The organism is Streptomyces sp. NPDC058464, from assembly GCF_042721035.1.
Classification (GTDB): domain Bacteria; phylum Actinomycetota; class Actinomycetes; order Streptomycetales; family Streptomycetaceae; genus Streptomyces.
This window is the reverse complement of record NZ_JBHXMA010000021.1, coordinates 169,734-193,095: the sequence shown is the minus strand read 5'-3', so window position 1 is coordinate 193,095 and position 23,362 is coordinate 169,734. Positions and strand designations below refer to the sequence as shown.

Below are 23,362 nucleotides of genomic sequence, written 5' to 3'. Positions count from 1 at the left end.
GAGCGTTCCGGAGTGTCTTCCTCTTCGTCGGGGGGTTCGGCGGTGGTTCCCGTCACCGCAAGAATCGCAGCACCGTCAGGAGACATGATGGCCACCCAAAAAGCCGGGCCGCGCGCTGTCTCGGTCTACGCACTCGCCGGCATCCGGCTCTTCAACGGAGTCACCGGACTGCTCGCGCCCGGCCTGCTCATCCGGCGCCTCGACCCCGATCGTGAGCCGCCCAGTCCGGCAGCCGTGTACGCCTTCCGGCTCTTCGGGATCCGTACGATCCTGCTCGGCCTCGATCTGCTGACCAACCGCGACGAGCGACTGCAGGAGGACCTGCGCGACGGCGTCCTGATCCACGGCAGTGACACCGCGACGGCGGCCACGCTGGGCCTGAGCGGCCGGCTTCCCCCGCGTACCGCGGCGCTGACCACCCTCATCTCGGCCGCCAACACGGTGCTGGCCGCCACTTCGCTCGCCAACTCGGTGAAGGGGAAGGGGAAGTGACGGGAGGACCAGGTGCCGATCCCCCGGCCGAGACGGGTTTCGACTACATCGTCGTCGGCGCCGGGGCGGGCGGCGGACCGCTGGCGGCCAACCTCGCCGCCGAGGGCATGCGTACCCTGCTGCTCGACGCGGGCGGCTCCCCGGAGAACGACAACTACCTGGTGCCCGCCTTCCACGCGGACGCCTCCGAGGACCCCGTCCAGTGCTGGAACTACTTCGTCCGGCACTATGCCGACGAGCAGCAGCAACAGCGCGACAGCAAACTGGTCCCGGACCGGGGCATCCTCTACCCGCGTGCCGGAACGGTCGGCGGCTGTACCGCGCATCACGCGCTGATCACCGTCTATCCGTACAACCGCGACTGGGACGCGATAGCGGAGGAGACCGGCGACGCCTCCTGGCAGAGCACGGCCATGCGCCGGTACTTCGAGCGGCTGGAACGCTGCACCTACCGGCCGAGGCCCAAGGAACCGCCCGCCAATCCGCTGCTGGCCGCGCTGCTGAAGGTCCTGCCCTTCACGGGCGCCCGCTACCGCAACGAAGCACGCCACGGATTCGACGGCTGGCTGCCGACCGCCCTCGCCGACCCTGAACTGGCCGTTCAGGACAAGCAGTTGCTGAAGGTCATCCTCGCGGCCGCGGAGGACGCGCTGGCCGACTTCCTCGACCGGCCGCTGTCCCCGCTGGAAGGGTTCGGCTCGTTCGTCGACCCCAACGACTGGCGGGCGCAGACACACGCCCTGCAAGGGCTGTGGCAGATCCCGCTCTCCACGGCGAACGGACGGCGCAGCGCCGTTCGCGAGCGGGTCCAGGCCGTACAGCGAAGCCGTCCGGACGACCTGGTGGTCCGTACGAACGCGCTGGCGGCCCGGGTCGTACTGGACGGGAACGGAGCCGCGGCCGGAGTCGACTATCTGGACGGCGCGCACACCTACCGGGCCGACCCCTTGAGCCGGCCAGGCGCCGGGCCGCCGGGCCCGCGCCGGGTCCTCGCCTCCCGTGAGGTGATCCTGGCCGCGGGTGCCTTCAACACACCCCAGCTGCTGATGCTTTCGGGCATCGGACCGCGTGAGGAGCTGCGGCGGCACGGCATCCCCGTACGGGTCGACCTCCAGGGTGTGGGCGCGAATCTCCAGGACCGGTACGAGGTCGGCGTGGTCAGCCGGATGGACCGCGAGTTCCCGGTCCTCAAGGACTGCGACTTCCGCGCGCCGCGACCCGGGACCGAACCGGATCACTGCTACCGGGCCTGGCAGCACGGCGAAGGTCTTTACACGACCAACGGCGCCGTCGTCGGCGTCACCCGCAAGTCCCGTCCCGAGCTGGACGCACCCGACCTGTTCATCTTCGGCGGCCCCTTCGACTTCCGGGGCTACCGGCCCGGCTACTCGCTCGATCTGACACTCCACAAGGACCGTTTCACCTGGGCCATCCTCAAGAGCCGCACCCACAACACCGGGGGCCGGGTGCGGCTGCGTTCCACCGACCCCCGGGACACCCCGCTGGTGAACTTCCACTACTTCGGCGAGGGCACGGACAAGGACGCCGTGGATCTCGAAGCCATGGCCGGCGCCGTCGAGTTCGTGCGCCAGATGAACCGCAGGGCCGGCTCCGTGATTCTGGAGGAGTTGTGGCCCGGCAAGGACATCGACGGCGACGACGGCGTCCGCCGTTTCGTGCAGGACGAAGCCTGGGGCCACCACGCCTCCTGCACCTGCCGGATGGGACGGGCGGACGACCCTTCGGCGGTCGTCGACAGCGAGTTCCGGGTGCGCGGAGTGGACCGCCTGCGGATCGTCGACGCCTCGGTCTTCCCCCGCATTCCCGGATTCTTCGTCGCCGCCCCCATCTACATGATCAGTGAGAAGGCGAGCGACGTCATCCTCGCGACCGCCCAAAGAGCCACCGCCCAAGGAGTATCGCGATGAGCAGACAACGACACGCCGCGGAAGGTTCCGCAGCCGGATACCGTACGTCACTGCCCTGGCGGATCATCACCGCCGGCGCCGAATACGTGGACCGGCGCATCGGCTGGGACAGACTGCCCGTCATTCCCGGCCTGTTGACGCTCCTCGGACTGCGGGTCAGGCTTCGGCAGAAGAACCTCCACGACACCGGCCTCCTGCCCTCGGTCAATCTGCCCGATCCCGCGCCTCCCTCCGAGACCCACAAGGTGAACCGGACCGCCGACGGCAGCCACAACGACCTCGCCGAGCCTCGCATGGGCATGGCGGGCACCCGCTTCGGCCGGAACATCCCGCTGGACCGGATCGCACCGGCCACACCCGAGGACGTCCTGTCCACGCCGAACCCGCGCGAGGTCAGTCGCGCCGTACTCACCCGCGACGCGCTCATCCCCGCCGAATCGGTCAACTCGCTGGTCGCCGCCTGGCTTCAGTTCATGGTCCGCGACTGGTTCAGCCACGGGACCAGCCCCACGGACCGGCCCTGGGAAGTGCCCCTCATGGACGACGACCCGTGGCCGGAGCACCCCATGCGGATCATGCGGACACCGGACGACCCGACCCGCGACCCGCAGGCGCCGGCCGGAACGCCCGACACCCGCGTCAACGTGTCCTCCCACTGGTGGGACGCGTCGCAGATCTACGGGACGAACGAGACCGAGCAGCGCCTGCTGCGCGCCGGCAAGCTGGGCAAGCTGCATCTGTGGGACGACGAGCAGTCCCCGGTCCCCTCGGACCCCTCCAAGGACCCCTCGCACATCCCCGGCTTCTGGCTGGGCCTCGCCATGATGCACGACCTGTTCGCCCGTGAGCACAACGCGATCTGCGATCACCTGCACGGCGCGTACCCGTCCTGGAACGACGAGGAACTCTTCCAGCGCGCCCGGCTCGTCAACGCCGCGCTCCTCGCCAAGATCCACACCGTGGAGTGGACACCGGCCGTGATCAGCCACCCCACCACCGTCAAGGCACTGCGCGCCAACTGGTGGGGCATCGCGGGCGAGCGCGTCCACGATCTCTTCGGCCGGATCAGCGACAGCGAGGTCGTCAGCGGCATCCCCGGCGGCGAGACGGACCACTACGGCATCCCGTACTCCCTCACCGAGGAGTTCGTGGCCGTCTACCGCATGCACCCGCTCGTCCGCGACGAGTGGCATCTGCGCTCCGCCGCCGACGACACGAGCCTGCGCCACTGCACCCTCCGCGACATCGCGGGCCCCGGGGCGCTGAAGGTCATGGAGACCACCGAGATGGCCGATCTGCTCTACAGCTTCGGCACGCTCCACCCCGGACTGGTCACCCTGCACAACTTCCCCAGGTTCCTGCAGGAGTTCGAGCGCCCCGACGGGCAGCTGCAGGACCTCGCCGCCACCGACATCCTGCGCTCCCGGGAATTCGGTGTCCCCCGGTACAACGAGTTCCGGCGGCTGCTGCGGCTGAAGCCCGCGGCGAACTTCCTGGAGCTGACGGAGAACCGGGCGTGGGCCGAGCAGATCCAGTGGCTCTACGACGGCGACATCGAGAAGGTCGACCTCTCGGTCGGGCTGTACGCCGAGAAGTTGCCGGCCGGATTCGCCTTCAGCGACACGGCGTTCCGCATCTTCATCCTGATGGCCTCACGCCGGCTGAACAGCGACCGCTTCTTCACCGAGTACTACACCCCGGAGGTGTACTCCAAGGCCGGCATGGCCTGGATCGACGACAACAGCATGATCACGGTGCTGCTGCGCCACCACCCGGAGCTGCGTACGGCTCTTTCGGGGCTGACGAACGCCTTCGTGCCGTGGCACACCGCGGGAAGGACGGTGACCTGACATGGCAGCGACGGACAGGTTCCGCGAGGAACGGGAGCGCCAGGTCGCGGCGGCCGCCGCGCGGTACGACGAGACCGGCGACGAGCGGCGGGCGGTCGAGGAGAAGCAGGACGCCGGGGTCGCCTTCCCGGATTCGGAGGAGGCACTCGCGGCGCGCGCCGCCCGGCTGCTCGACCGGCAGGCGGTGCCCGCCGCCATGGTGGTGGAGGCCGTCCGGGCGGAACCGCTGGCCCCGACCGCCGCGTACGAACGCATCCTCGGGGTGTCCAAGGACCTGCAGGCATGGAGTTTCCTGCCGCGCGGTGCCCGCGCGGCACGTACCGTCGCCCGGATCTCGGTGCGGGAGAACGGCCGTGAGCTGCCTCTCGGCACCGGCTTCCTGGTGTCGCCGAGCCTGCTGATGACCAACCATCACGTGCTCAACGACGCGGAAGCCGCCCGGCAGTGCTTCGTGGAGTTCGACGCCCAGGTCACCGTCGACAACACGGCCCAGCCGCCGACGCGGCTGGAACTCGACCCGGACGGGTTCTTCGTCACGGACGAACGCCTCGACTTCGCCCTGGTGCTGGTCGCCCCCGGCCCGGACCTGCGGCCCGCCGGGGACACGTTCGGCTGGAACCGGCTCAGCGCCCAACCGGGAAAGCTCGTGATCGGCGAGCCGGTCAACGTCGTCGGCCATCCGATGGGACGCCTCAAGGAGATCGCCGTACGCGACAACATGCTCCAGGTACGCCTCGACGACTTCCTCCATTACAAGACGGACACCGAGCCGGGCAATTCCGGCTCTCCCGTCTTCAACGACCAGTGGGAGGTCGTCGCGCTCCACCACAGCGGGGTGCCCAGGACCGACGGACAGGGCCGTACCCTGCGCGGTGACGGACAGGTCTGGCAGCCCGGCGACGGCGACGACGCCATCGACTGGGTGTCCAACGAGGGCGTACGCGTCAGCTCCATCCTGAAACACCTCGCCGCCCTGCCCCTCGCCTCACGGCAGCGGGAGCTGCTGGCCGAGATGGGCCCGGAGTCGGGACTGCGCCTCGCGGAGGCCGCCGGTCCGGTTGCGGCTCCGGCTCCCGCCGCCGGCCCGGTGCGGGTCCCGGCGCCCGCGGTCGCGGTGGCGGGCCCGGCCGTCGAGAAGGCCACCGCACGTGCGGGCCTGCGCGCCCGGGACGGAGCGTTCGGCGGCACACGGCATCTGGTCTTCCTGCACGGTCGCTCCCAGGAAGGCAAGGAGCCCGAGAATCTGCGCCGCGAATGGGCGGCCGGACTCAACCAGGGGCTCGTCCGCGCCGGGCTCCCTCCGGTCGACCCGGCGGACGCCTGGTTCCCCTACTACGGGGACCGGTTGGTGCAGGCCCTGACCGCGCACGAGGCCGTCCCCCACCTCACCGAGGCACCGGCCGCCAGGGCGGCGGAGGCGGTCGCACCCGTCACTCCCACCGCCCGCGCGGTGTACGAGGAGATCATCGGCGAGGCGGCCACCAAGTGGGACATGCCGAAGGAGGGCCAGCTGGCCACCGAAAGCATCGGCCTGGACGACCTGGTCGGGACCCTGCACAAGCGGCTGGGCTGGCTGGCCGCCAGGAGCGACCTCGATGCCTGGGCCATCGCCCTGGTCTTCCGTGACGTGGCCGCCTATCTCGACGACCGGCGCATCCGGGACGAGGTCCTGGACTGCGTCCTGGAGACGATGCCTGACGCAGGGGAACTCGTGCTCGTCAGCCACAGCCTCGGCACGGTCGTCGGCCTGGATCTCGTCACCCGGCTGTCCCCCGGAGTGAACTGCGTCCATCTGACCACTGCGGGCAGTCCCCTCGGCCTGGACAGCGTGTACAGCAGGCTGCTCGTCGGCGGGCCGAAGCGTCCGGACATCGTGACGGACTGGCTCAACGCCTGGTGCCCGACCGACGCGGTGGCCATCGGATGCCCGCTGGGTGACGACTGGGCGGACGGACTGTCCGACCTCGCCGTCGTCAACGCCCGCGACCGGGCGCACAGCATCGTCGAGTACCTCGCCCACCCCGAGGTCGCCCGGTCGATCGGCGGCCGCCTCGGCGCCTGAGCCTGCCGGCGCCGGCTTCACGGCTGCCGGTTTCACGGCTTCGAGCCGTCCGGTTCCGGGTCGGAGGGCGGGCGTCCCACGTCCGACAGCGTCTCGCGGGCCCGTTCGTCGACGAAGCGGGTCACGAGATGCTGGGCGGCGCCGAAAATGACGGCCCAGGCCATGATCTGCGGGCTGGAATCCAGATCACTCAGACCCGGAATGAACGCACCCCTGATGAGCAGCACTCCTACGAACGCGGTCAGAGCCCCGGTGGGGAATTTCAACAGGGCTGCCGAAAGCGGCAGCATATAAGGACTGCTCGTCCCCTTGATCCGGCGTAGCGACGCAATGACCGTGAGAGCCGCACCAGCCAGCCCTGCCGCCTCGGTGACGAGCACGTCGACCCGCTGCGCGTAGTCGCTCGGAACGTTTCCCGGCTTCAGGGGAACCTCCCCGGAAGGACATGCGGCGAACGTCTTCCCCCCGGGGAGGAAGCACATGTTCAGCGAATCCGGGCAGTACCAGCCCCAGACTGCGAGCCCGGCCGCGCCGAGGAGAACGAAGAAGGTCGCAACCCGCAGAATGATGCTGAGGCTGCGGACTCTACTGAATTCGGCGTCCAGCGCGTCGTACGAAGCGCTCAACGCGAGGGCGAGGAGCCCGCGGTCGCCCGGCAGCGGTCCTTTCGTCTCCATGCGTTCCGCGACCGCACCCACCTGTATCCGAAGCGGGTCGACCGGGCGAAGATGCTGTTCGACGTGGCTCAGTACGTCGACGCTTCGGCCCGGCAGGTCTTCATCCGCACACAGCGTGATCAGCATCACATCGGTCGCGCGGACATTGGCCCAGGTCCGCTCGAGGGCTGCGGCCCCGGAGAAGAGGCGGCGCGGCGCGGAGATGGCGTACCCAGCCTCCTTCAGTTGCCGCGCGATCCCCTCCAGCGTCTCTTCTCGCCGACATTGCTCAGCCCGGTCCGCTGCCTCCCGGCACCTCTCACGGTCTGCCTGCTGTTCCAGAAAGAGAACGCGCGCGGCAGCTCGCTCGCGCCAGGCTGTTCTATGAGTCCTGAACACCCCCTTGGGCGATTTCGGGAGCTGAGCCACGTTCTTTCGCCGGGTCGGCCCGCAGGGGTGATCGCACTTCGATTTCTCTGGCGTCGGCGTGTGCCTGACCATGAGTGAAGCGATCCACAGGAGTATGAAAACAGCGACGCTCCCTCTGGGCCTTTTCGTGCTTTCTGAACCCGTGAAGGCTTTCCCGTTGGTCATCCCGACCTCCAGTAAAGACTCCCCTCATCAGCGTAGGACTGCTGGCCAACAGGTGCACGTCAAGAAGGGCGAGGTCATGCCTGGGCCACCGTGCGCCCGGCGGGTCGGTCGCCGTCCGGTGCCGCCCCTCAGCTCTCCCGTCCTGCCAGCACCCACTTCGACGGCAGGACGATCGGCTCACCGTCCGGTCCGGACTCGGTCGTGGTCAGGGGCAGGTCGCCGCTCGCGAGGACGGTGAGGCCGGCGTTGCGCAGGTACTCAAGGACCGCGGCGTCCGGGACCTCGCCGGGGGCGATGCCGTGCCGGAAGACCGGGGCGAGTTTGGGCGGCGGTCCCGACGGGCTCTGGGCGAGGCCGCCGAGGACGGGGCGGGCGGCCTCGGAGAGCTCGACGAGGAAGGCCCGGCCGCGGCGGCCGACGAGGGTGGCGACGGCGTCGATCACCGGCTGCCGGTCGTCGGGTTCGCACTGGTGCAGGACGCCCCGCATGTAGACGTTGGCGTCGCCGAGCTCCGCGTGCAGGGCCTCGGCCTCGCTCTTCTCAGCCGCGTCGAGGAGCCGGTAGCCGGCCAGTCCGGCGGGGTCGGCGTGCCGGGCGTGGTCCAGGGCGGCCTCGGCGACGTCGGTGCCGAGGACCCGGGGGAAGCGGCCGGCGAGGAAGCGGGTCTGGGTGCCGTTGCCGCAGCCGAGGTCGACCAGCGGCAGGCCCGGGTCGGCGAGGTGGGGTTCGAAGAGGGCGACGTGGACGGCGGCGGTCACGGCCGGCTCGGCGTCCCAGAACACCGCGCCCGGCTCGTCGGACGCCTCGCGCCAGAAGCCCTCCCAGGCATTGCGGTACCGACTCGTCACGCTCATGGCCCAACTCCCCAGGATGCAGCCGCATATGACCCGTCGTAAGTGACGGGCCAGTACGGTCTACCCTGCGCGGGTTTCGGCCACAAGCACCTGGCGCCTTCCTTCACCACCCGTTCGACGGGCGTGCGCCCCCTGGGCCGACGGCGACCGGATCAGCGGCGCGGTGCGGTGAGTTCGAACCAGACGGTCTTCCCGGCGGCCGTATGGCTGGTGCCCCACTCCCGGGCGAGGGTGGAGACCACCCGCAGTCCGCGTCCCGTCTCGGCGCCGGGGTCGGCACCGAGCAGGGTCGGCAGGGTGTGGTCGTCGTCGTCGACCTCGCAGAGCAGGGTCTCGCCGCGGATCAGCCGGAGCTGGACCGGGCGGCTGTGCGAGTGCCGGATGGCGTTGGTGACGAGCTCGCTGACCATGAGTTCGGCGGGGTCGGCGAGCCGGGCCAGGCCCCAGTCGTGCAGTTGCTCGCGGACGACGGCGCGGGCCCGGCGGACCTCGGCCGGGTCGAGGGCGAGCCGCCACTCGGCGACGTCCTCCGGCTCGATGCCGTTGAGGCGGGCCATCAGCAGGGCGACGTCGTCCTTGCGGCCGCCGCGGGTGTTGAGGGCGCGGATGATGGTGTCGCAGGCGTCGTCCATGGAGGCGGCCGGGTGGGCGGCGGACTCGCAGAGGGTGGCGAGGCCGACGCCGATGTCCTCGCCGCGCATCTCGACCAGTCCGTCGGTGCACATGACCAGCCGGTCGCCGGGGTCGACGCGCACCCGAAGGGACTCGAAGGCGATCCCGCCGACGCCTATGGGCGCGCCGGTGGGCAGGTCGAGGAGTTCGCTGCGCCCGTCGACCGCCCGCACCAGTACCGGCGGGATGTGGCCGGCGTTGGCGAGGTGCAGTTCGCCCTCGATCGGGTCGTAGACGGCGTAGAGGCAGGTGGCGAGGTAGCTGTCGCCGAGGCGCTGTGCCAGGTCGTCGAGGTTGCGCAGGAGTTGGGCGGGCGGCAGGTCCATGGCCGCCATCGTCTGCACGGCGGTCCGCAACTGACCCATCATCGCTGCCGAGTTGAGGCCGTGGCCCATCACGTCGCCGACGACCAGGGCGGTGCGGGCGCCGGGGAGTTTCACGGAGTCGAACCAGTCGCCGCCGACACGGCCGAGCAGGGTGCCCGGCAGGTACCGGGTGGCGATGTCGCAGCCCGCCATGCGCGGCGGGATGTGCGGCAGCATGCTGTCCTGGAGGGTCTCGGCGACGCTCTCCTGGAAGGTGTACATGCGGGCGTTGTCGAGCACCAGCCCGGCGCGGGCGGCGAGTTCGGCGCCGGTGACCCGGTCCATGTCGTTGAACAGCTCGCGCTCGGGGTGGCGCAGCAGGATCATGAAGCCGAGCACGACGTTGCGTGCCTTCAGCGGGACGACCAGCATCGAGCGGCCGGTGATCAGCGGCCGGATGTCGCGCTTCTCGAACTGGGAGGCGATGGCGTGGCCCATCTCCACGCTGATCCGCGGCACCAGCACCGGTTCGCCGGTGGTCATGCACTGGAAGAACGGGGTGTGCGCCGGGAACGGCATGGCCTCGCCGACGGGGATGACGTCGTCCCAGCGGCCGGGTTCGTCGGTGTGCTCGACGGCGACCCGGTGCCACATGGTGGTGGTGTCCGGGACGCCGTCCGGGAACTCCTCGCCGGCGACCACCTGTTCGCGCAGATAGGTGCCGGCGACATCGGTGAAGCGGGGTACGACGGCTCTGCTGACCTCGATGATGGTGCGGGACAGGTCGAGCGAGGTGCCGATCTTCCCGCTGACCTCGTTGAGGAACTCCAGGCGCTCGCGGACGGCCGCGTACTCCAGGTCCTCGCCGTCGTCGTCGGCGAGTTCGGCGGGCACCGGCAGGCCCTGGGCGGCCACCCGGGCGGCCCGCTCGCGGCGGGCCATCCGCTCGGTGCGCCGGGCGACACCCCAGTCGGGGGTCACGGGCACCCGGTCGTTCTGGCTGAACTCCAGGATGGGGTAGCCGAGTTCGAGGACCTGGGCGACGATCCGGGCGCTCTCGTCGACGCTCATGCTGGGCAGGATCTCGGGGAGCCTGCGGGCCAGCTCCTCGGCGCCGGGGAAGTCGGTGTGCAGGGCGAAGCCGGGCGCGATGCGCTCGAAGGCGATGCCCTCGTCGTGTTCGGTCCGGCGCAGGCGCTCGGCGTCGGCGGCGAGCACCAGCAGCCGCTCGTCCCCCGGCCCGACCAGCGGGTAGGACCACCAGAGCACATCGGCGCGGTCGCGGTCGGGCACGGTGAGCCGGGCGCGGCCGGCGGCCGGGAAGTTCAGCCGTCCGTCGAGGGAGGACTCCAGGTCGGGGCCGAGTCCGTCGTACGCCGCGTAGGCGCCGTACGGCGTGATCTCGTCGTCGTCGGGGAGCGCGCCGGAGACGGGCAGCAGGTCGAGGACGGAGCGGCCGATGGCCTCTTCCTTGGCGGCGCCGAAGAGCCGTCGGGCGCCGCTGCTCCAGTGGGAGACCCGGCCGTCACGGTCGACGACGACCACGGCCAGGGGGATGCGGCCCGGAGCGCCCTCCCCAGCACCGAGGCTGGGATGTGCGTCCCGCTCGCTGCCATGGTCCATGGCCCAGGCCCTCTCTCCCCACGGCTCCGCAAAAGATCTGTGCCGCCCGTCACTACCGTACGGTGGCCGCCGGTTGCGATGTGTGGCAATCCTGGAATTGGTTTCACCGGATCACACCGGCGCGCAGGTCCGCGCCCCTGTGCGGCGCGCGAACCGCGTGCACCGCGCCGGAGCCGGCCCCCGCACTCGGTCCGCACTCGGTCCCCGCACTCGGTCCGCCCCCCGCCCTCGCTCAGTCCTCGTGGCCGAGCTGGAGATCGCGTTCGGTGCGGCCGCCGCCCGCGACCTGGAGGACCGTGGCGACCGGCGGGTAACCGGCGGCGATGACCGTGTACTCGCCGGAGGACAGGTCCACGAACCGGAACGTTCCGTCGGCGCCGGTGGTGAGGGTGTCCACGACGTTCCCGGCGGCGTCGAGCAGCGTCACCCGCGCGTCCTCCACGGGGCGGCCTCCCCCGGCCCGGACCGTGCCCTTCAGCACGGCGCCGCCCGCGAGTTCGACGTTCTGCCGGGTCTCCCGGGAGGCCTGGACCGTGACCGGGAGGGCGGCGGGGCGGAAGGCGGGGGCGCTGGCGGCGAGGGTGTACTCGCCGGCCACCAGTTCGCTGATGACATAGCCGCCCTCGCGGCCGCTGCGCACACTGGCGACGACCTCGCCGTGCACGTTGGTGAGGGTGACGGTGGCGTCCCGTACGGGTGTGCCGTCGGCGGTGAGCACGCTGCCCGCGAGCCGTCCGGCGCCGCCGAGGACGACGTCCAGCTCGACGGGCCGCTCGCCGACCGTCACGGTGACGGCCTGCGGCTGGTGGCCGCCGGCAGCGGCGATCAGGACGTACGACCCGGAACCGGGCGTGGCCAGGGCGTACCGGCCGTCCTCGGCACTGGCGCCCCGGCCGACCTGCCGGCCGACGGCGTCGATGAGGGTGAGCGCGGCGCGCGGCACCACGGTCCCGTCGGGATGCTGAACCGTGCCGCAGACGGGGATCCCGGCGCCGGCGTACGGCGACCGGGCCTGCGGGATCGGGGCGTTCACGGCTTCGGACTGCGATTCGGCGGTGGGGTGGGACACCAGCGGTTTCTCCTTGAGGAAGCAGGCGACGAGCAGGCCGAGGAGGAGGACCGGGACCAGGTAGAGGAAGATCCGGGGCATCGCGTCGGCGTAGGCGCGGATGTAGGCGTCGCGCAGCGCCGGGGGCAGCGCGTGCACGAGCTGCGGGGTGAGGGACTCGGGGTCGGGCAGGCGGGCGCCGGCGCGGGCGGGGAGACGCTGGTGCAGGGCGTCGGTGAGCCGGTCGGCGAAGAGGGTGCCGAAGACGGCGGCGCCGACGCTGCCGCCGATCTGCCGGAAGTAGTTGTTGGCGCTGGTGGCGGTGCCGAGGTCGGCGGGCCGTACGGAGTTCTGCACGGCGAGGACGAGCACCGGCATCACCATGCCGATCCCGGCGCCGAGCACGGCCATCCAGATGCTGTACTGCCAGTGCGGGGTGTCGACTTCGAGGCGGGACAGCAGCCACATCCCCACGACGGACAGCCCGCCGCCGAGCACCGGGTGGATGCGGTAGCGACCGGTGTGGCTGATGAGCTGTCCCGAGACGATCGAGGCGCCGACGATCCCGCCCATCATGGGGAGCATCAGCAGCCCGGACTCGGTCGCCGAGGCGCCGTCGACCATCTGCAGGAAGGTCGGCAGATAACTGGCCGCGCCGAACAGGGCGACGCCGACGACCAGTCCGACGAGTCCGCTCACGTTGAAGACGGAGTCCCGGAACAGCCGCAGCGGGATGAGGGGTTCGACCGCGTGGTGCTCGACGACGAGGAACAGCACGGTGGCGGCCACCGCGCCGGCCCCCAGCCCGATGATGGTGCGCGAGCCCCACGCGTACTCCGTGCCGCCCCAACTGGTCAGCAGGACAAGGCAGGTGGAGGTGGTGGCGAGCAACAGCGCGCCCAGCACGTCGAAACGGGCGCGGGCCCGGGGCTTCGGCAGCTTCAGCACGAGGGTGATGACGGCCAGGGTGACCAGCCCGAAGGGCACGTTGACGTAGAAGCACCAGCGCCAGGAGAGGTGGTCGGTGAAGTAGCCGCCGAGCAGCGGCCCGGCGACGGAGGCGAGGCCGAAGGCGGCGCCGATCAGGCCCATGAAGCGGCCGCGCTGCCGGGGCGGCACGATGTCGGCGATGATCGCCTGCACCCCGATCATCAACCCGCCCGCGCCGACACCCTGGACGGCGCGGAAGGCGATCAGCTGGTCCATGCTCTGCGCCCGTCCGGCCAGCGCGGAGCCGACGGCGAAGACCAGGATCGCGAACTGGAAGACGCCCTTGCGGCCGATGAGGTCGCCGAGCTTGCCGTAGACGGGGAGGCCGACGGTGGCGGTGAGCAGGTAGCCGGTGATCGCCCAGGACATCCTGTCGAGGCCGTGCAGCTCGCCGACGATCTTCGGCAGCGCGGTGGCCACGATCATCTGGTCCAGCGCGGCGAGGAGCAGCGCGAGCATCAGCCCGCAGAACACCAACCGGGTACGGCGCGGCCCGAGTCCGGAGGCCGGGGCGGGTTCCGGCACGGGGGCGTCCGCGGGCGCCGCGGCCGGTTCCTCGTACTGCACCAGCGTCGTTCCGCCCACGTACCGCTCCCCTCGTCGCGCCTGCGCACAATTCCCGCCTTATTTCCCGTAGGGCGACAACTGCGAGCAAGCACGACGAGTTACGGCACGCGACCGGCCGGACCGTAGATCCACTCGAACCGGTGAGGGGCCAACAGGCCCGGATCCCCGGGAGGTTACTTCCCGACCTCGGCTTCGAGCTTGTCGAGCACCAGGTCGTAGATCCGGCCGAGGCCCTTGGGCGCGAAGGTCTTCTCGAAGAAGCCGCCGATACCGCCGGCGCCCTGCCAGGTGGTGTGCACGACGACCTTGGACCGGCCCTCGCCGGCCGGGGTGACGCGCCAGGTGGTGACCATGGAGGAGTTGCGGTCCTTCTCGACCAGCTCGCCGTCCGTGGGCTCGCTGACCTCCAGGAGGCAGTCGCGGACGCGCTTGCTGGTGGCCTGGAGCCTCCAGTGGACCAGGGTGCCCTCGCCGTCGCCGCCCTCGCGCACCTCGTACTCGCTGAAGTGCTCGGGCAGCAGCTTCGCGCGCGTGCCGCTGTAGTCGGCGATCGCGTCGAACACCGTCTCCGCGTCCGCGGCGACGACCCGCTCCGTAGTGGCCTCGACCTGCGCCATCGCTTTCCTCCAGCACCTGGGTTCTCGGGATTGCGCCAAGCCAATCACCCCGGCACCCGGCCGCCCAAATCGGGGTGCCGCAAGCGATCGGAAACGCGACCGGAATCGGTGTCCGCGCGGTCTCCACAGATCGTTCGCACGATCATGGGAACAGATGTTCTATTCTCTGGGCAGTGCTACCGAGGAGGTGTCATGCGCTGGGAGAACCTCACCGAGGAGACCGGGCCCGCCCGGGCCGGCACCGCGCTGTTCGGCGCGGACGTGGTCACGACCCGGACCTTCGACACGCCTGAATTCCGGGGGATCACCTTCCACGAGGTGCGGGCGCGGTCGATCATCAACCGCGTGCCCGGCGCCTCGCGGATGCCGTTCGAGTGGACGGTGAACCCGTACCGGGGCTGCACGCACGCGTGCGTGTACTGCTTCGCCCGCAAGACCCACAGCTACCTGGACCTGGACACCGGGCTCGGCTTCGACAGCCAGATCGTGGTCAAGGTGAACGCGCCGGAACTGCTCCGCCGCCAGCTGGGCTCGCGCCGCTGGCTCGGCGACCACATCGCGATGGGCACCAACGTCGACTGCTACCAGCGCGCCGAGGGCCGCTACCGGCTGATGCCGGGGATCCTCTCCGCCCTCACCGAGCACGCGAACCCGTTCTCGATCCTGACCAAGGGCACCCTGATCCTGCGCGACCTCGACCTGCTGCGCCGGGCGGCGGACGTCACGGACGTCGGCATCTCGGTCTCGGTCGGCTTCGTCGACCCCGAGCTGTGGCGCACGGTGGAGCCGGGCACCCCGGCCCCCGAGCGCCGGCTGGACGTCGTACGCGCCCTCGCCGAGGCCGGCATCGGCTGCGGGGTCCTCATGGCGCCGGTGATCCCCTTCCTCGGCGACCACCCGGCCCAGCTCCGGGCCACCGTACGGGCGATCGCGGCGGCCGGGGCCACCTCGGTGACGCCCCTGGTGCTGCATCTGCGGCCCGGCGCCCGCGAGTGGTTCATGAGCTGGCTCGCGGCGCATCACCCGCATCTGGTGCGGCGCTACGAGCGGCTGTACGCGGAGGGCGCCTACGCGCCCAAGTGGTACCAGCGCCGGATCACCCGTCAGGTGCACGAGCTGGCCCAGGAGTACGGCATCGGGCCGAACCGCGCGGACACCCCCCGCCGGATCCCGGTGCCGGCGACGGTCGAGGAGCCCGCACTGCCGGAGCCGACGCAGCTCACGCTGCTCTGAGGGCGTTGGCGACCGGAGGGGGCGTTCGGGCGCACACCTAGGCGCAATTGGGTCATTAATCGTCAGAATGGGTTCTTCCGGGGGCCGTTGCCGGGACGATGCGGCGAGGACCGTGACACGTGCGGTCCGCGACCCTCCGTCCTGGGAGGACCCCATGCGAACACGCGCAGCCGTGCTGTGCGCCGCCGCCGCTGTCGTGGCCGGTTCGGTCACCGCCCTGCCCGCGAGCGCCACCACCCGAGCCCCCGTCCAGGTGTCCCCGGTGACCTGGAAGAAGTGCGGCACCACCGACTACCCGACGCTCCAGTGCGGCTCGGTCAGGGTGCCCCTCGACCACCGGAACCCCCGCGGCAGGCAGATCACCCTCGCCCTCTCCCGCGTCCCGCACACCGCGTCGGCCTCTCAGGGGCCGCTGCTGGTCAACCCGGGCGGCCCCGGCGGCAGCGGGCTGGCCCTCGCGGGCTTCGTGGCGTCCACGCTGCCCAAGAAGGTGGCGGCCCAGTACGACGTCATCGGCTTCGACCCGCGCGGGGTCGGCAGGAGCGGTCCGGCGATCGACTGCGCGCCCGGCTACTTCAAGCCGGTGCGCCCCGACTCGGTCCCGGCCACCCCCGCTCTCGAACAGGCGAACCTCAAGCGGGTGCAGTCGTTCGCGGCGGCCTGCGGCAAGAAGTACGCGAGCGTGCTGCCGTACCTCGACACGGTCAGCGCCGCACAGGACATGGACTCGGTCCGCGAGGCCCTCGGGGCCCGGCAGATCAGCTACTTCGGCTACTCCTACGGCACCTACCTGGGCGCGGTGTACGCGAAGCTGCACCCGGACCGGGTCCGCCGCCTGGTCCTGGACTCGATCGTCGACCCCACGGGCGTCTGGTACGAGGACAACCTGAGCCAGGACCACGCGTTCGACGACCGCCAGCGCGCCCTGATGGCGTGGATCGCCAAGTACGACTCGACGTACAAGCTCGGCACCGACCCGGCGAAGGTGGAGGCCGCGTGGTACGCCATGCGGGCCGCGCTGGCGAAGAAGCCGGCGGGCGGCAAGGTGGGCGCCTCCGAGCTGGAGGACACCTTCATCCCGGGCGGCTACTACAACGGCTACTGGCCCTACCTGGCCGACGCGTTCTCCGCCTACGTCAACGGCAGGAAGACGGCGGCGCTGGTCGAGGCGTACGAGAACTTCGCGGCCGTCGACGCGTCCGGCGACAACGGCTACAGCGTCTACGCGGCCGTCCAGTGCCGGGACTCCTCCTGGCCGCGGGACTGGGACCAGTGGCGCAAGGACAACTGGGCGGCGTACGAGAAGGCACCGTTCATGGTCTGGAACAACGCCTGGTACAACGCGGCGTGCGCGTACTGGCCGACGAAGACGCTGCAGCCGCCGAACATCGCCAACGGCAAGCTGCCGGCGGCCCTCCTCTTCCAGGCGACGGACGACGCGGCCACGCCCTACCAGGGCGGCGTCACGGTCCACCGGCTGCTGGCCGGCTCCGGCCTGGTCGTGGAACAGGGCGGCGGCAACCACGGCATCACCCTCAGCGGCAACACCTGTCTGGACAAGTACCTCGCCACGTACCTGACCGACGGCACGGTCCCGCACGGCGACGGCACCGCCGACGCGGTCTGCCGGAAGACCCCGGACCCGAAGCCCCTCACCGCCAAGGCGGCCTCGACGTCGTCCCGCGGCTCGACCCTGCACGGCCTGCTGGGCTTCCGCGGCTGAACCGGTCCTGCAGGCCCCGGCGGTGGTGACCGGCCGCCGCCGGATCCCGGGCGGGCGGGGCCGTCCCTTCCCCTAGGGTGCCGTCATGAACGACGAGAACCCGCTCCGCGGCCCCGCCCCCGACGCCCCCTCTCTCCAGGTCCGCCCGATGACACTCGACGACTGCGACCGGGTCTCGGAGATACGGGTCCGGGGCTGGCAGTACGCCTACCGGGGCCTCATGCCGCAGCCGTTCCTGGACGGGCTCAGTGTCGAACGGGACGCGGAGCGGCGGCGGGCCCGGTTCCTGGACGGCGGGGACGGGGTGACGGAGCTGGTCGTCGAGCGGGACGGCGCGATCGTGGGGTGGGCCGCGCACGGGCCGTACCGGGAGGGTGAAGTGCGCACCGGGGACGCCGAGTTGTACGCCATCTACGTGGACGCCGCGCACCTGGGCACGGGCGCCGGGCGGGCGCTGCTCACGACGGCCCTCGGCCAGTGCGCCGGGTACGCGCGCGTGTACCTGTGGGTACTGAAGGGCAACGCGCGCGCCCGGCGGTTCTACGAGATCGCGGGCTTCGCGGCGGACGGCGCCGAGGAGCCGTACGTGGTCGACGGGGTGCCGGTGCCCGAGGTGCGCTACGTCATCGAGCCCGGCGTCACCTCGGCCTAGGGATGCGGGCCAGGGCCTGGACCGCCGCTTCGGCGAGGGTGGGGTGGGCCAGGGCCTCGTTCAGGACGCGGCGGGCGCGGGTGTCGCCGAGGCAGCCGAGGCCGTCCACGCAGGCGAGGGCGACCTTGCGATAGGGATCGTGCGGGCGCAGCCGGCGTTCCAGGGTGGTGATCAGGGCGGGGACGGACTCCGGGGCCCGGAGTTCGACCAGGAGGCGGACGGGGTGCAGGGCGTAGGCGACGCGGAGCTCGTTGGTGGCGAGGGCGGCGGCCGCGCGGGCGGTGCGCGGGTCCTGGAGCCGGGAGAGGGCGTAGGCGGCGGAGGCGCAGCGGGGTGGGTCACGGTGGTTGAGCAGGAGGACCAGGGTCTCGAAGGCCCGCCGGTCACCGGCCGTCCCCAGCCGGAACGCCGCCAGCTCCCTGGCCCACAGGGGCTGTCCGGCCGCGGTGAGCACCTCCGCCAGTTCGTCGTGGTCCTCGGTGGTCAGGAGCCGGTCGAAGGCGGCCGTCCCCTGCGACTCCTGCCGCAAACGCTCCGTGAGTGATCGCAACTCTTCGTCCACGAAGCCCAGCGTAGAGGGGTCGCGAGGACAGGGGGACGTACATCACAAAGTCCGGGGGCTGGCGCGCTCGTTACCCGCCGGTTAAGCTCAATCGAGCGAGTCACCCACTCGCAGTAACGCTCACGCCGGTTTGGTGACGCAGCCGCGTGAGTATCAGGTCGGTTCGGTACCTCGGTACCGCAGTACGACTCGGCTTTGGGACAGGGCCGGTCGGAATCCGCCGCTCCCGGGCGTGTGCACGCCCGCGGCAGCAGCACCGGGCGTGTGCGCTCGCAGCCCGGCGACACCCGCATTCACGCAGCTCTCTCCGCACCCGGTGCGCCCCCTCGGCGCACCCGGGCGCGTTTCCAGTCGTCACCCTCATTCCTGGAGTCCCGCGATGGCCACTCCCCAGTCCGACTCTTCTCTGTCCCCGCTCAAGACGATCGCCGTCGTCGGCCTCGGCACGATGGGCACCGGTATCACCGAGGTCCTCGCGAAGGCCGGCCGCGAGGTGATCGGCATCGACGTCAGCGAGGCACAGGCCGCCCGGTCCGTCGCCGCGCTGGAGACCTCCACGGCCCGCGCCGTGGCCCGCGGCAGGCTGACCGAGCAGGAGCGCGCCGACGTCCTCGGCCGGATCCGCACCGGCACCGACCTGACGGCGGCGGCCGACGCCGACCTCGTCATCGAGGTGGTCCCGGAGTCGTACGACATCAAGCACCAGATCTTCCGCGAGCTGGACGCCGTCGTCCGCCCCGGGACGATCCTCGCGACCGGCACCAACGCGCTCTCCGTGACCCGCCTCGCCGCCGACTCGGCCCACCCCGAGCGCGTCCTCGGCCTGCACTTCTTCAACCCGGCCCCGGCGATGAAGCTGGTCGAGGTGGTCTCCTCGGTGCTCACCGCGCCGGGCGCCGTCACCGCCGTCACCGACCTGGCGATCGAGCTGGGCAAGGAGCCGGTCGCGGTCGGCGACCGCCCCGGCTTCGTCGCGGACGGTCTGCTGTTCGGCTACCTCAACCAGGCCGCCGCGATGTACGAGGCGAAGTACGCCTCCCGCGAGGACATCGACGCGGCCATGCGGCTCGGCTGCGGCCTGCCGATGGGCCCCCTCGCCCTGCTCGACCTGATCGGCATCGACACCGCGCGTACGGTCCTGGAGGCCATGTACGCCGAGTCCCGCGACCGCCTGCACGCCCCGGCGCCCATCCTCAAGCAGCTCAGCGAGGCGGGCCTGACCGGCCGCAAGTCCGGGCGTGGCTTCTACACCTACGAGGCCCCCGGCAGCGCCACCGTCGTCCGCGACGCCCTCACCCCGCTGGACGGCGCCGCGCCCACCCCGGGCCGTACGGTCCGCTCGGTCGGTGTCGCCGGCTCCGGCACCATGGCCTCCGGCATCGCCGAGGTCTTCGCCAAGGCCGGGTACGAGGTCGTCCTCGCCGCGCGCAGCGAGGAGAAGGCGCAGGCGGCGAAGGCCAGGATCGGCAAGTCCCTGGACCGCTCCGTCGGCAAGGGCCGGATGACCGCCGAGGCGGCCGCGCAGACCCTGGACCTGATCACCCCGGCGGGTTCGTACGACGCCTTCGCCGACGTCGACCTCGCCGTCGAGGCGGTCGCGGAGGACCTGGAGGTCAAGCGGCAGCTGTTCGCGACCTTCGACAAGGTCTGCAAGCCGGGCGCGGTCCTCGCCACCACCACCTCCTCGCTGCCGGTCGTCGCCTGTGCCCGCGCCACCTCGCGTCCGCAGGACGTGATCGGCATGCACTTCTTCAACCCGGCGCCGGCCATGAAGCTGGTCGAGGTCGTCCGTACCGTGCTGACGGCGGAGGACGTCCACGCCACGGTCCGCGAGGTCTGCGCGAAGATCCGCAAGCACGCGGTCGACTGCGGCGACCGGGCCGGATTCATCGTCAACGCGCTGCTGTTCCCGTATCTCAACAACGCGATCAAGATGGTCGAGGAGCACTACGCGTCCCTCGACGACATCGACGCGGCGATGAAGCTGGGCGGCGGCTACCCGATGGGTCCGTTCGAGCTCCTGGACGTGGTCGGCCTGGACGTGTCGCTCGCCATCGAGAAGGTGCTGCACCGGGAGTTCCGCGACCCTGGCCTCGCGCCCGCGCCGCTCCTGGAGCACCTGGTGGCCGCGGGCTGCCTCGGCCGCAAGACCGGCCGCGGCTTCCGCGAATATGCCCGCCGCTGACGGCGTCGGCGACTGGTTCCGGGACGAGAGGGAGTGGGGCGGGCTGCTCGACCCCACCGCCGGCCCCCCGCCCTTCACGGGCGGGGGAAACCCCGGACCTGCGCATCAAGCTGCGCACATGCAGTACGTTCGGGTCATGCCCCAGCCCGCGAAGTCCTCACGTACCGCCGCCACGCCCGACGCGCCGGAGAGTGCCGCGGGCAGCCGCGCGGCGGCCCAGCGGCTCAAGATGCGCAGGGAACTGGCGGCCGCCGCGATGGAGCTCTTCGCGACGAAGGGGTACGAGGCGACCACCGTCGACGAGATCGCGGCCGCGGCCGGGGTCGCCCGCCGCACCTTCTTCCGCCACTTCCGCTCCAAGGAAGAGGCGATCTTCCCCGACCACGACGACACGCTGATCCGCGCCGAGGCCGTGCTCAACGCGGCGCCGGCCCATGAGCACCCGCTCGACACGGTGTGCCGCGGCATCAAGGAAGTCATGAAGATGTACGCGGCCCGGCCGGAGATCTCGGTCGCCCGCTACAAGCTCACCCGCGAGGTGCCCACCCTCCGCGAGGCCGAGATCGCCTCGGTGGCCCGCTACGAGCGCCTCTTCACCCGCTACCTCCTCGGCCACTTCGACGAGCACGCCCACGCGGACGACGCGAACGACGACCCGCTGCTGGCCGAGGTCGCGGCGTCCGCGGTGGTCACCGCCCACAACCACGTGCTGCGGCGCTGGCTGCGGGCGGGCGGGCAGGGGGACGTGGAGACCCAGCTGGACCACGCCTTCGCGATCGTCCGCAAGACGTTCGGGAACGGGATCGGGGCAGGCAGGGAGGCTGCGCCTCGCCCGGCCGCGGCGGCCTCGGTCGCGTCGCAGGGTGAGGTGCTGGTGACGGTGGCGCGCACGGACGCGCCGCTGGACGAGGTGATGCGCACGATCGAGCAGGCGCTGAAGGAGCGGGCGTAAAGCGACGGTGGTGGCGGGTTGCGGTCACAGCACCGCGGCTCCGCCGCTCGTCCTCAATCGCCGGAGGGGCTGAAATCGCCGGAGGGGCTGAGTCGGTAGCCGCCCCCGGCTGAAAAGTACCCTTTGGCACCTACTTGCCGGTAACTTTGATCGATCATCGCTCATTTGTTACGTAAAGATTTCATCTGAGAGCGATTCCTGGCACTCAGTGCCTTGCCACCTGACACGCGGTGTCATACGTTGATGGTGTCCGGCCTGTCCCGGCGAACCCACCAGTTCGCCCGCCGGACGCCTGCGTCACAGGCAACCTCCCGCGCCACAAAGCGCTGCCGAAGCACCACCCCCGCCGAACCGACGGCACCTTTCCCAAAACCCTCAGCAGCACCGACGTAACCCTCAGCGCCCCTTCCCTCGGGGGCGCGCATCGCCGGAGGCAACACCGTGACCACTCAGGCCATTCTGGACGCGATCCAGTCGCCGGAATCTACGCCGGCCGACTTCGCCGCCCTGCCGCTCCCCGAGTCGTACCGCGCGATCACCGTGCACAAGGACGAGACGGACATGTTCGCGGGCCTGGAGACCCGCGACAAGGACCCGCGCAAGTCGATCCACCTCGACGAGGTCCCCCTGCCCGAGCTGGGCCCGGGCGAGGCCCTGGTCGCCGTCATGGCATCGAGTGTCAACTACAACTCGGTGTGGACCTCGATCTTCGAGCCGCTGTCGACCTTCGGCTTCCTGGAGCGCTACGGCCGCCTCAGCGAGCTGACCAAGCGGCACGACCTGCCGTACCACATCATCGGCTCCGACCTCGCGGGCGTCGTCCTGCGCACCGGCCCGGGCGTCAACGCCTGGAAGCCCGGCGACGAGGTCGTCGCGCACTGCCTGAGCGTCGAGCTGGAGTCCAGCGACGGGCACAACGACACGATGCTCGACCCCGAGCAGCGCATCTGGGGCTTCGAGACCAACTTCGGCGGCCTCGCCGAGATCGCGCTGGTCAAGTCCAACCAGCTGATGCCGAAGCCGGACCACCTCAGCTGGGAGGAGGCCGCCGCCCCGGGCCTGGTCAACTCGACCGCCTACCGGCAGCTGGTCTCCCGCAACGGCGCCGGCATGAAGCAGGGCGACAACGTGCTGATCTGGGGCGCGAGCGGCGGGCTCGGCTCGTACGCCACCCAGTTCGCGCTGGCCGGCGGCGCCAACCCGATCTGTGTCGTGTCCTCGCCGCAGAAGGCGGAGATCTGCCGGGCCATGGGCGCCGAGGCGATCATCGACCGCAACGCCGAGGGCTACAGGTTCTGGAAGGACGAGCACGAGCAGGACCCGCGCGAGTGGAAGCGCTTCGGCAAGCGCATCCGTGAGCTCACCGGCGGCGAGGACGTCGACATCGTCTTCGAGCACCCCGGCCGCGAGACCTTCGGCGCCTCGGTCTACGTGACCCGCAAGGGCGGCACGATCGTCACCTGCGCCTCCACCTCGGGCTACAACCACGAGTACGACAACCGCTACCTGTGGATGTCCCTGAAGCGGATCATCGGCTCGCACTTCGCCAACTACCGCGAGGCCTGGGAGGCCAACCGGCTGATCGCGAAGGGCAAGATCCACCCCACCCTGTCGAAGGTCTACTCCCTGGAGGAGACCGGCCAGGCCGCCTACGACGTGCACCGCAACCTCCACCAGGGCAAGGTCGGCGTGCTCTGCCTCGCCCCCGAGGAGGGCCTCGGCGTGCGCGACGGGGAGATGCGTGCCAAGCACCTCGACGCCATCAACCGCTTCCGCAACATCTGAGACACCCGAGGT

At 71.0% G+C, this 23,362-nt stretch carries 16 protein-coding genes; 10 read left to right on the top strand and 6 right to left on the bottom strand.

Features of this window, described 5'->3' with window-relative positions:
* Window positions 1-87 precede the first annotated feature (87 nt).
* The 4 genes from ACFWPQ_RS27000 to ACFWPQ_RS26985 are packed head-to-tail and all read left to right on the top strand — an operon-like array spanning window position 88 to window position 6,332.
* Window positions 88-492 carry a hypothetical protein gene (locus ACFWPQ_RS27000; RefSeq protein ID WP_384039819.1) on the top strand — a complete coding sequence of 135 codons (405 nt, stop codon included), beginning with the start codon at window positions 88-90 and terminating at the stop codon, window positions 490-492.
* Window positions 489-2,420 carry a GMC family oxidoreductase gene (locus ACFWPQ_RS26995; RefSeq protein WP_384039816.1) on the top strand — a complete coding sequence of 644 codons (1,932 nt, stop codon included), beginning with the start codon at window positions 489-491 and terminating at the stop codon, window positions 2,418-2,420. Before ACFWPQ_RS27000 ends, ACFWPQ_RS26995 begins: the two co-directional genes overlap by 4 nt.
* Window positions 2,417-4,270 (top strand): peroxidase family protein, encoded by a 1,854-nt coding sequence (locus ACFWPQ_RS26990; RefSeq protein ID WP_384039813.1) that lies wholly within the window; start codon window positions 2,417-2,419, stop codon window positions 4,268-4,270. The genes ACFWPQ_RS26995 and ACFWPQ_RS26990 overlap by 4 nt, the downstream gene beginning before the upstream one ends.
* A 1-nt stretch (window position 4,271) precedes the next feature.
* The gene (locus tag ACFWPQ_RS26985) at window positions 4,272-6,332 is read left to right on the top strand and encodes a trypsin-like serine peptidase (RefSeq protein ID WP_384039810.1); all 2,061 of its coding nucleotides are present in this window, start codon (window positions 4,272-4,274) and stop codon (window positions 6,330-6,332) included.
* 32 nt (window positions 6,333-6,364) lie between these two features.
* Here ACFWPQ_RS26985 and ACFWPQ_RS26980 read toward each other — a convergent pair whose 3' ends face one another.
* The 5 genes from ACFWPQ_RS26980 to ACFWPQ_RS26960 all read right to left on the bottom strand — a co-directional run bounded on the left by ACFWPQ_RS26980 (window position 6,365) and on the right by ACFWPQ_RS26960 (window position 14,258).
* A complete protein-coding gene (locus ACFWPQ_RS26980; protein WP_384039807.1) occupies window positions 6,365-7,489 on the bottom strand; it encodes a hypothetical protein in 1,125 nt (374 codons plus the stop codon).
* A 221-nt stretch (window positions 7,490-7,710) separates the two neighbouring features.
* Window positions 7,711-8,436, bottom strand: coding sequence for a class I SAM-dependent methyltransferase (locus tag ACFWPQ_RS26975; RefSeq protein WP_384039806.1), 726 nt, complete (start codon window positions 8,434-8,436; stop codon window positions 7,711-7,713).
* Window positions 8,437-8,588: 152 nt separating this feature from the next.
* The gene (locus ACFWPQ_RS26970; RefSeq protein ID WP_384039804.1) at window positions 8,589-11,036 is read right to left on the bottom strand and encodes a SpoIIE family protein phosphatase; all 2,448 of its coding nucleotides are present in this window, start codon (window positions 11,034-11,036) and stop codon (window positions 8,589-8,591) included.
* 232 nt (window positions 11,037-11,268) lie between these two features.
* Window positions 11,269-13,659: an MFS transporter gene (locus ACFWPQ_RS26965; protein WP_384039801.1), complete on the bottom strand. Its 2,391-nt coding sequence runs from the start codon at window positions 13,657-13,659 to the stop codon at window positions 11,269-11,271.
* A 155-nt stretch (window positions 13,660-13,814) separates the two neighbouring features.
* A complete protein-coding gene (locus tag ACFWPQ_RS26960) occupies window positions 13,815-14,258 on the bottom strand; it encodes an SRPBCC family protein (RefSeq protein ID WP_384039798.1) in 444 nt (147 codons plus the stop codon).
* A 192-nt stretch (window positions 14,259-14,450) separates the two neighbouring features.
* Here ACFWPQ_RS26960 and ACFWPQ_RS26955 point away from each other — a divergent pair, with 192 nt between their 5' ends.
* The 3 genes from ACFWPQ_RS26955 (at window position 14,451) to ACFWPQ_RS26945 (ending at window position 17,866) form a co-directional block, all read left to right on the top strand.
* Window positions 14,451-15,491, top strand: a complete 1,041-nt coding sequence (locus ACFWPQ_RS26955; RefSeq protein WP_384039795.1) for an Rv2578c family radical SAM protein — start codon at window positions 14,451-14,453, stop codon at window positions 15,489-15,491.
* A 154-nt stretch (window positions 15,492-15,645) separates the two neighbouring features.
* On the top strand, window positions 15,646-17,214 hold the full coding sequence (locus ACFWPQ_RS26950; protein ID WP_384039792.1) for an alpha/beta hydrolase: 1,569 nt from the start codon (window positions 15,646-15,648) through the stop codon (window positions 17,212-17,214).
* A gap of 85 nt (window positions 17,215-17,299) precedes the next feature.
* Window positions 17,300-17,866 (top strand): GNAT family N-acetyltransferase, encoded by a 567-nt coding sequence (locus tag ACFWPQ_RS26945; protein ID WP_384039789.1) that lies wholly within the window; start codon window positions 17,300-17,302, stop codon window positions 17,864-17,866.
* Here ACFWPQ_RS26945 and ACFWPQ_RS26940 read toward each other — a convergent pair.
* Window positions 17,853-18,428 (bottom strand): adenylosuccinate lyase, encoded by a 576-nt coding sequence (locus tag ACFWPQ_RS26940; protein WP_384039786.1) that lies wholly within the window; start codon window positions 18,426-18,428, stop codon window positions 17,853-17,855. The two genes, ACFWPQ_RS26945 and ACFWPQ_RS26940, sit on opposite strands and share 14 nt — an antisense overlap.
* Window positions 18,429-18,807: 379 nt before the next feature.
* On the opposite strand from ACFWPQ_RS26940, the gene ACFWPQ_RS26935 reads away from it, so the two are divergent.
* The 3 genes from ACFWPQ_RS26935 (at window position 18,808) to ccrA (ending at window position 23,350) form a co-directional block, all read left to right on the top strand.
* Entirely contained in the window at window positions 18,808-20,613 is a 1,806-nt protein-coding gene (locus tag ACFWPQ_RS26935) for a 3-hydroxyacyl-CoA dehydrogenase family protein (protein WP_384039783.1), read from the top strand.
* Between the two features lie 136 nt (window positions 20,614-20,749).
* Entirely contained in the window at window positions 20,750-21,565 is an 816-nt protein-coding gene (locus tag ACFWPQ_RS26930; protein WP_384039780.1) for a TetR family transcriptional regulator, read from the top strand.
* A gap of 441 nt (window positions 21,566-22,006) precedes the next feature.
* Window positions 22,007-23,350 (top strand): crotonyl-CoA carboxylase/reductase, encoded by a 1,344-nt coding sequence (gene ccrA, locus ACFWPQ_RS26925; RefSeq protein WP_384039777.1) that lies wholly within the window; start codon window positions 22,007-22,009, stop codon window positions 23,348-23,350.
* Window positions 23,351-23,362 lie beyond the last annotated feature (12 nt).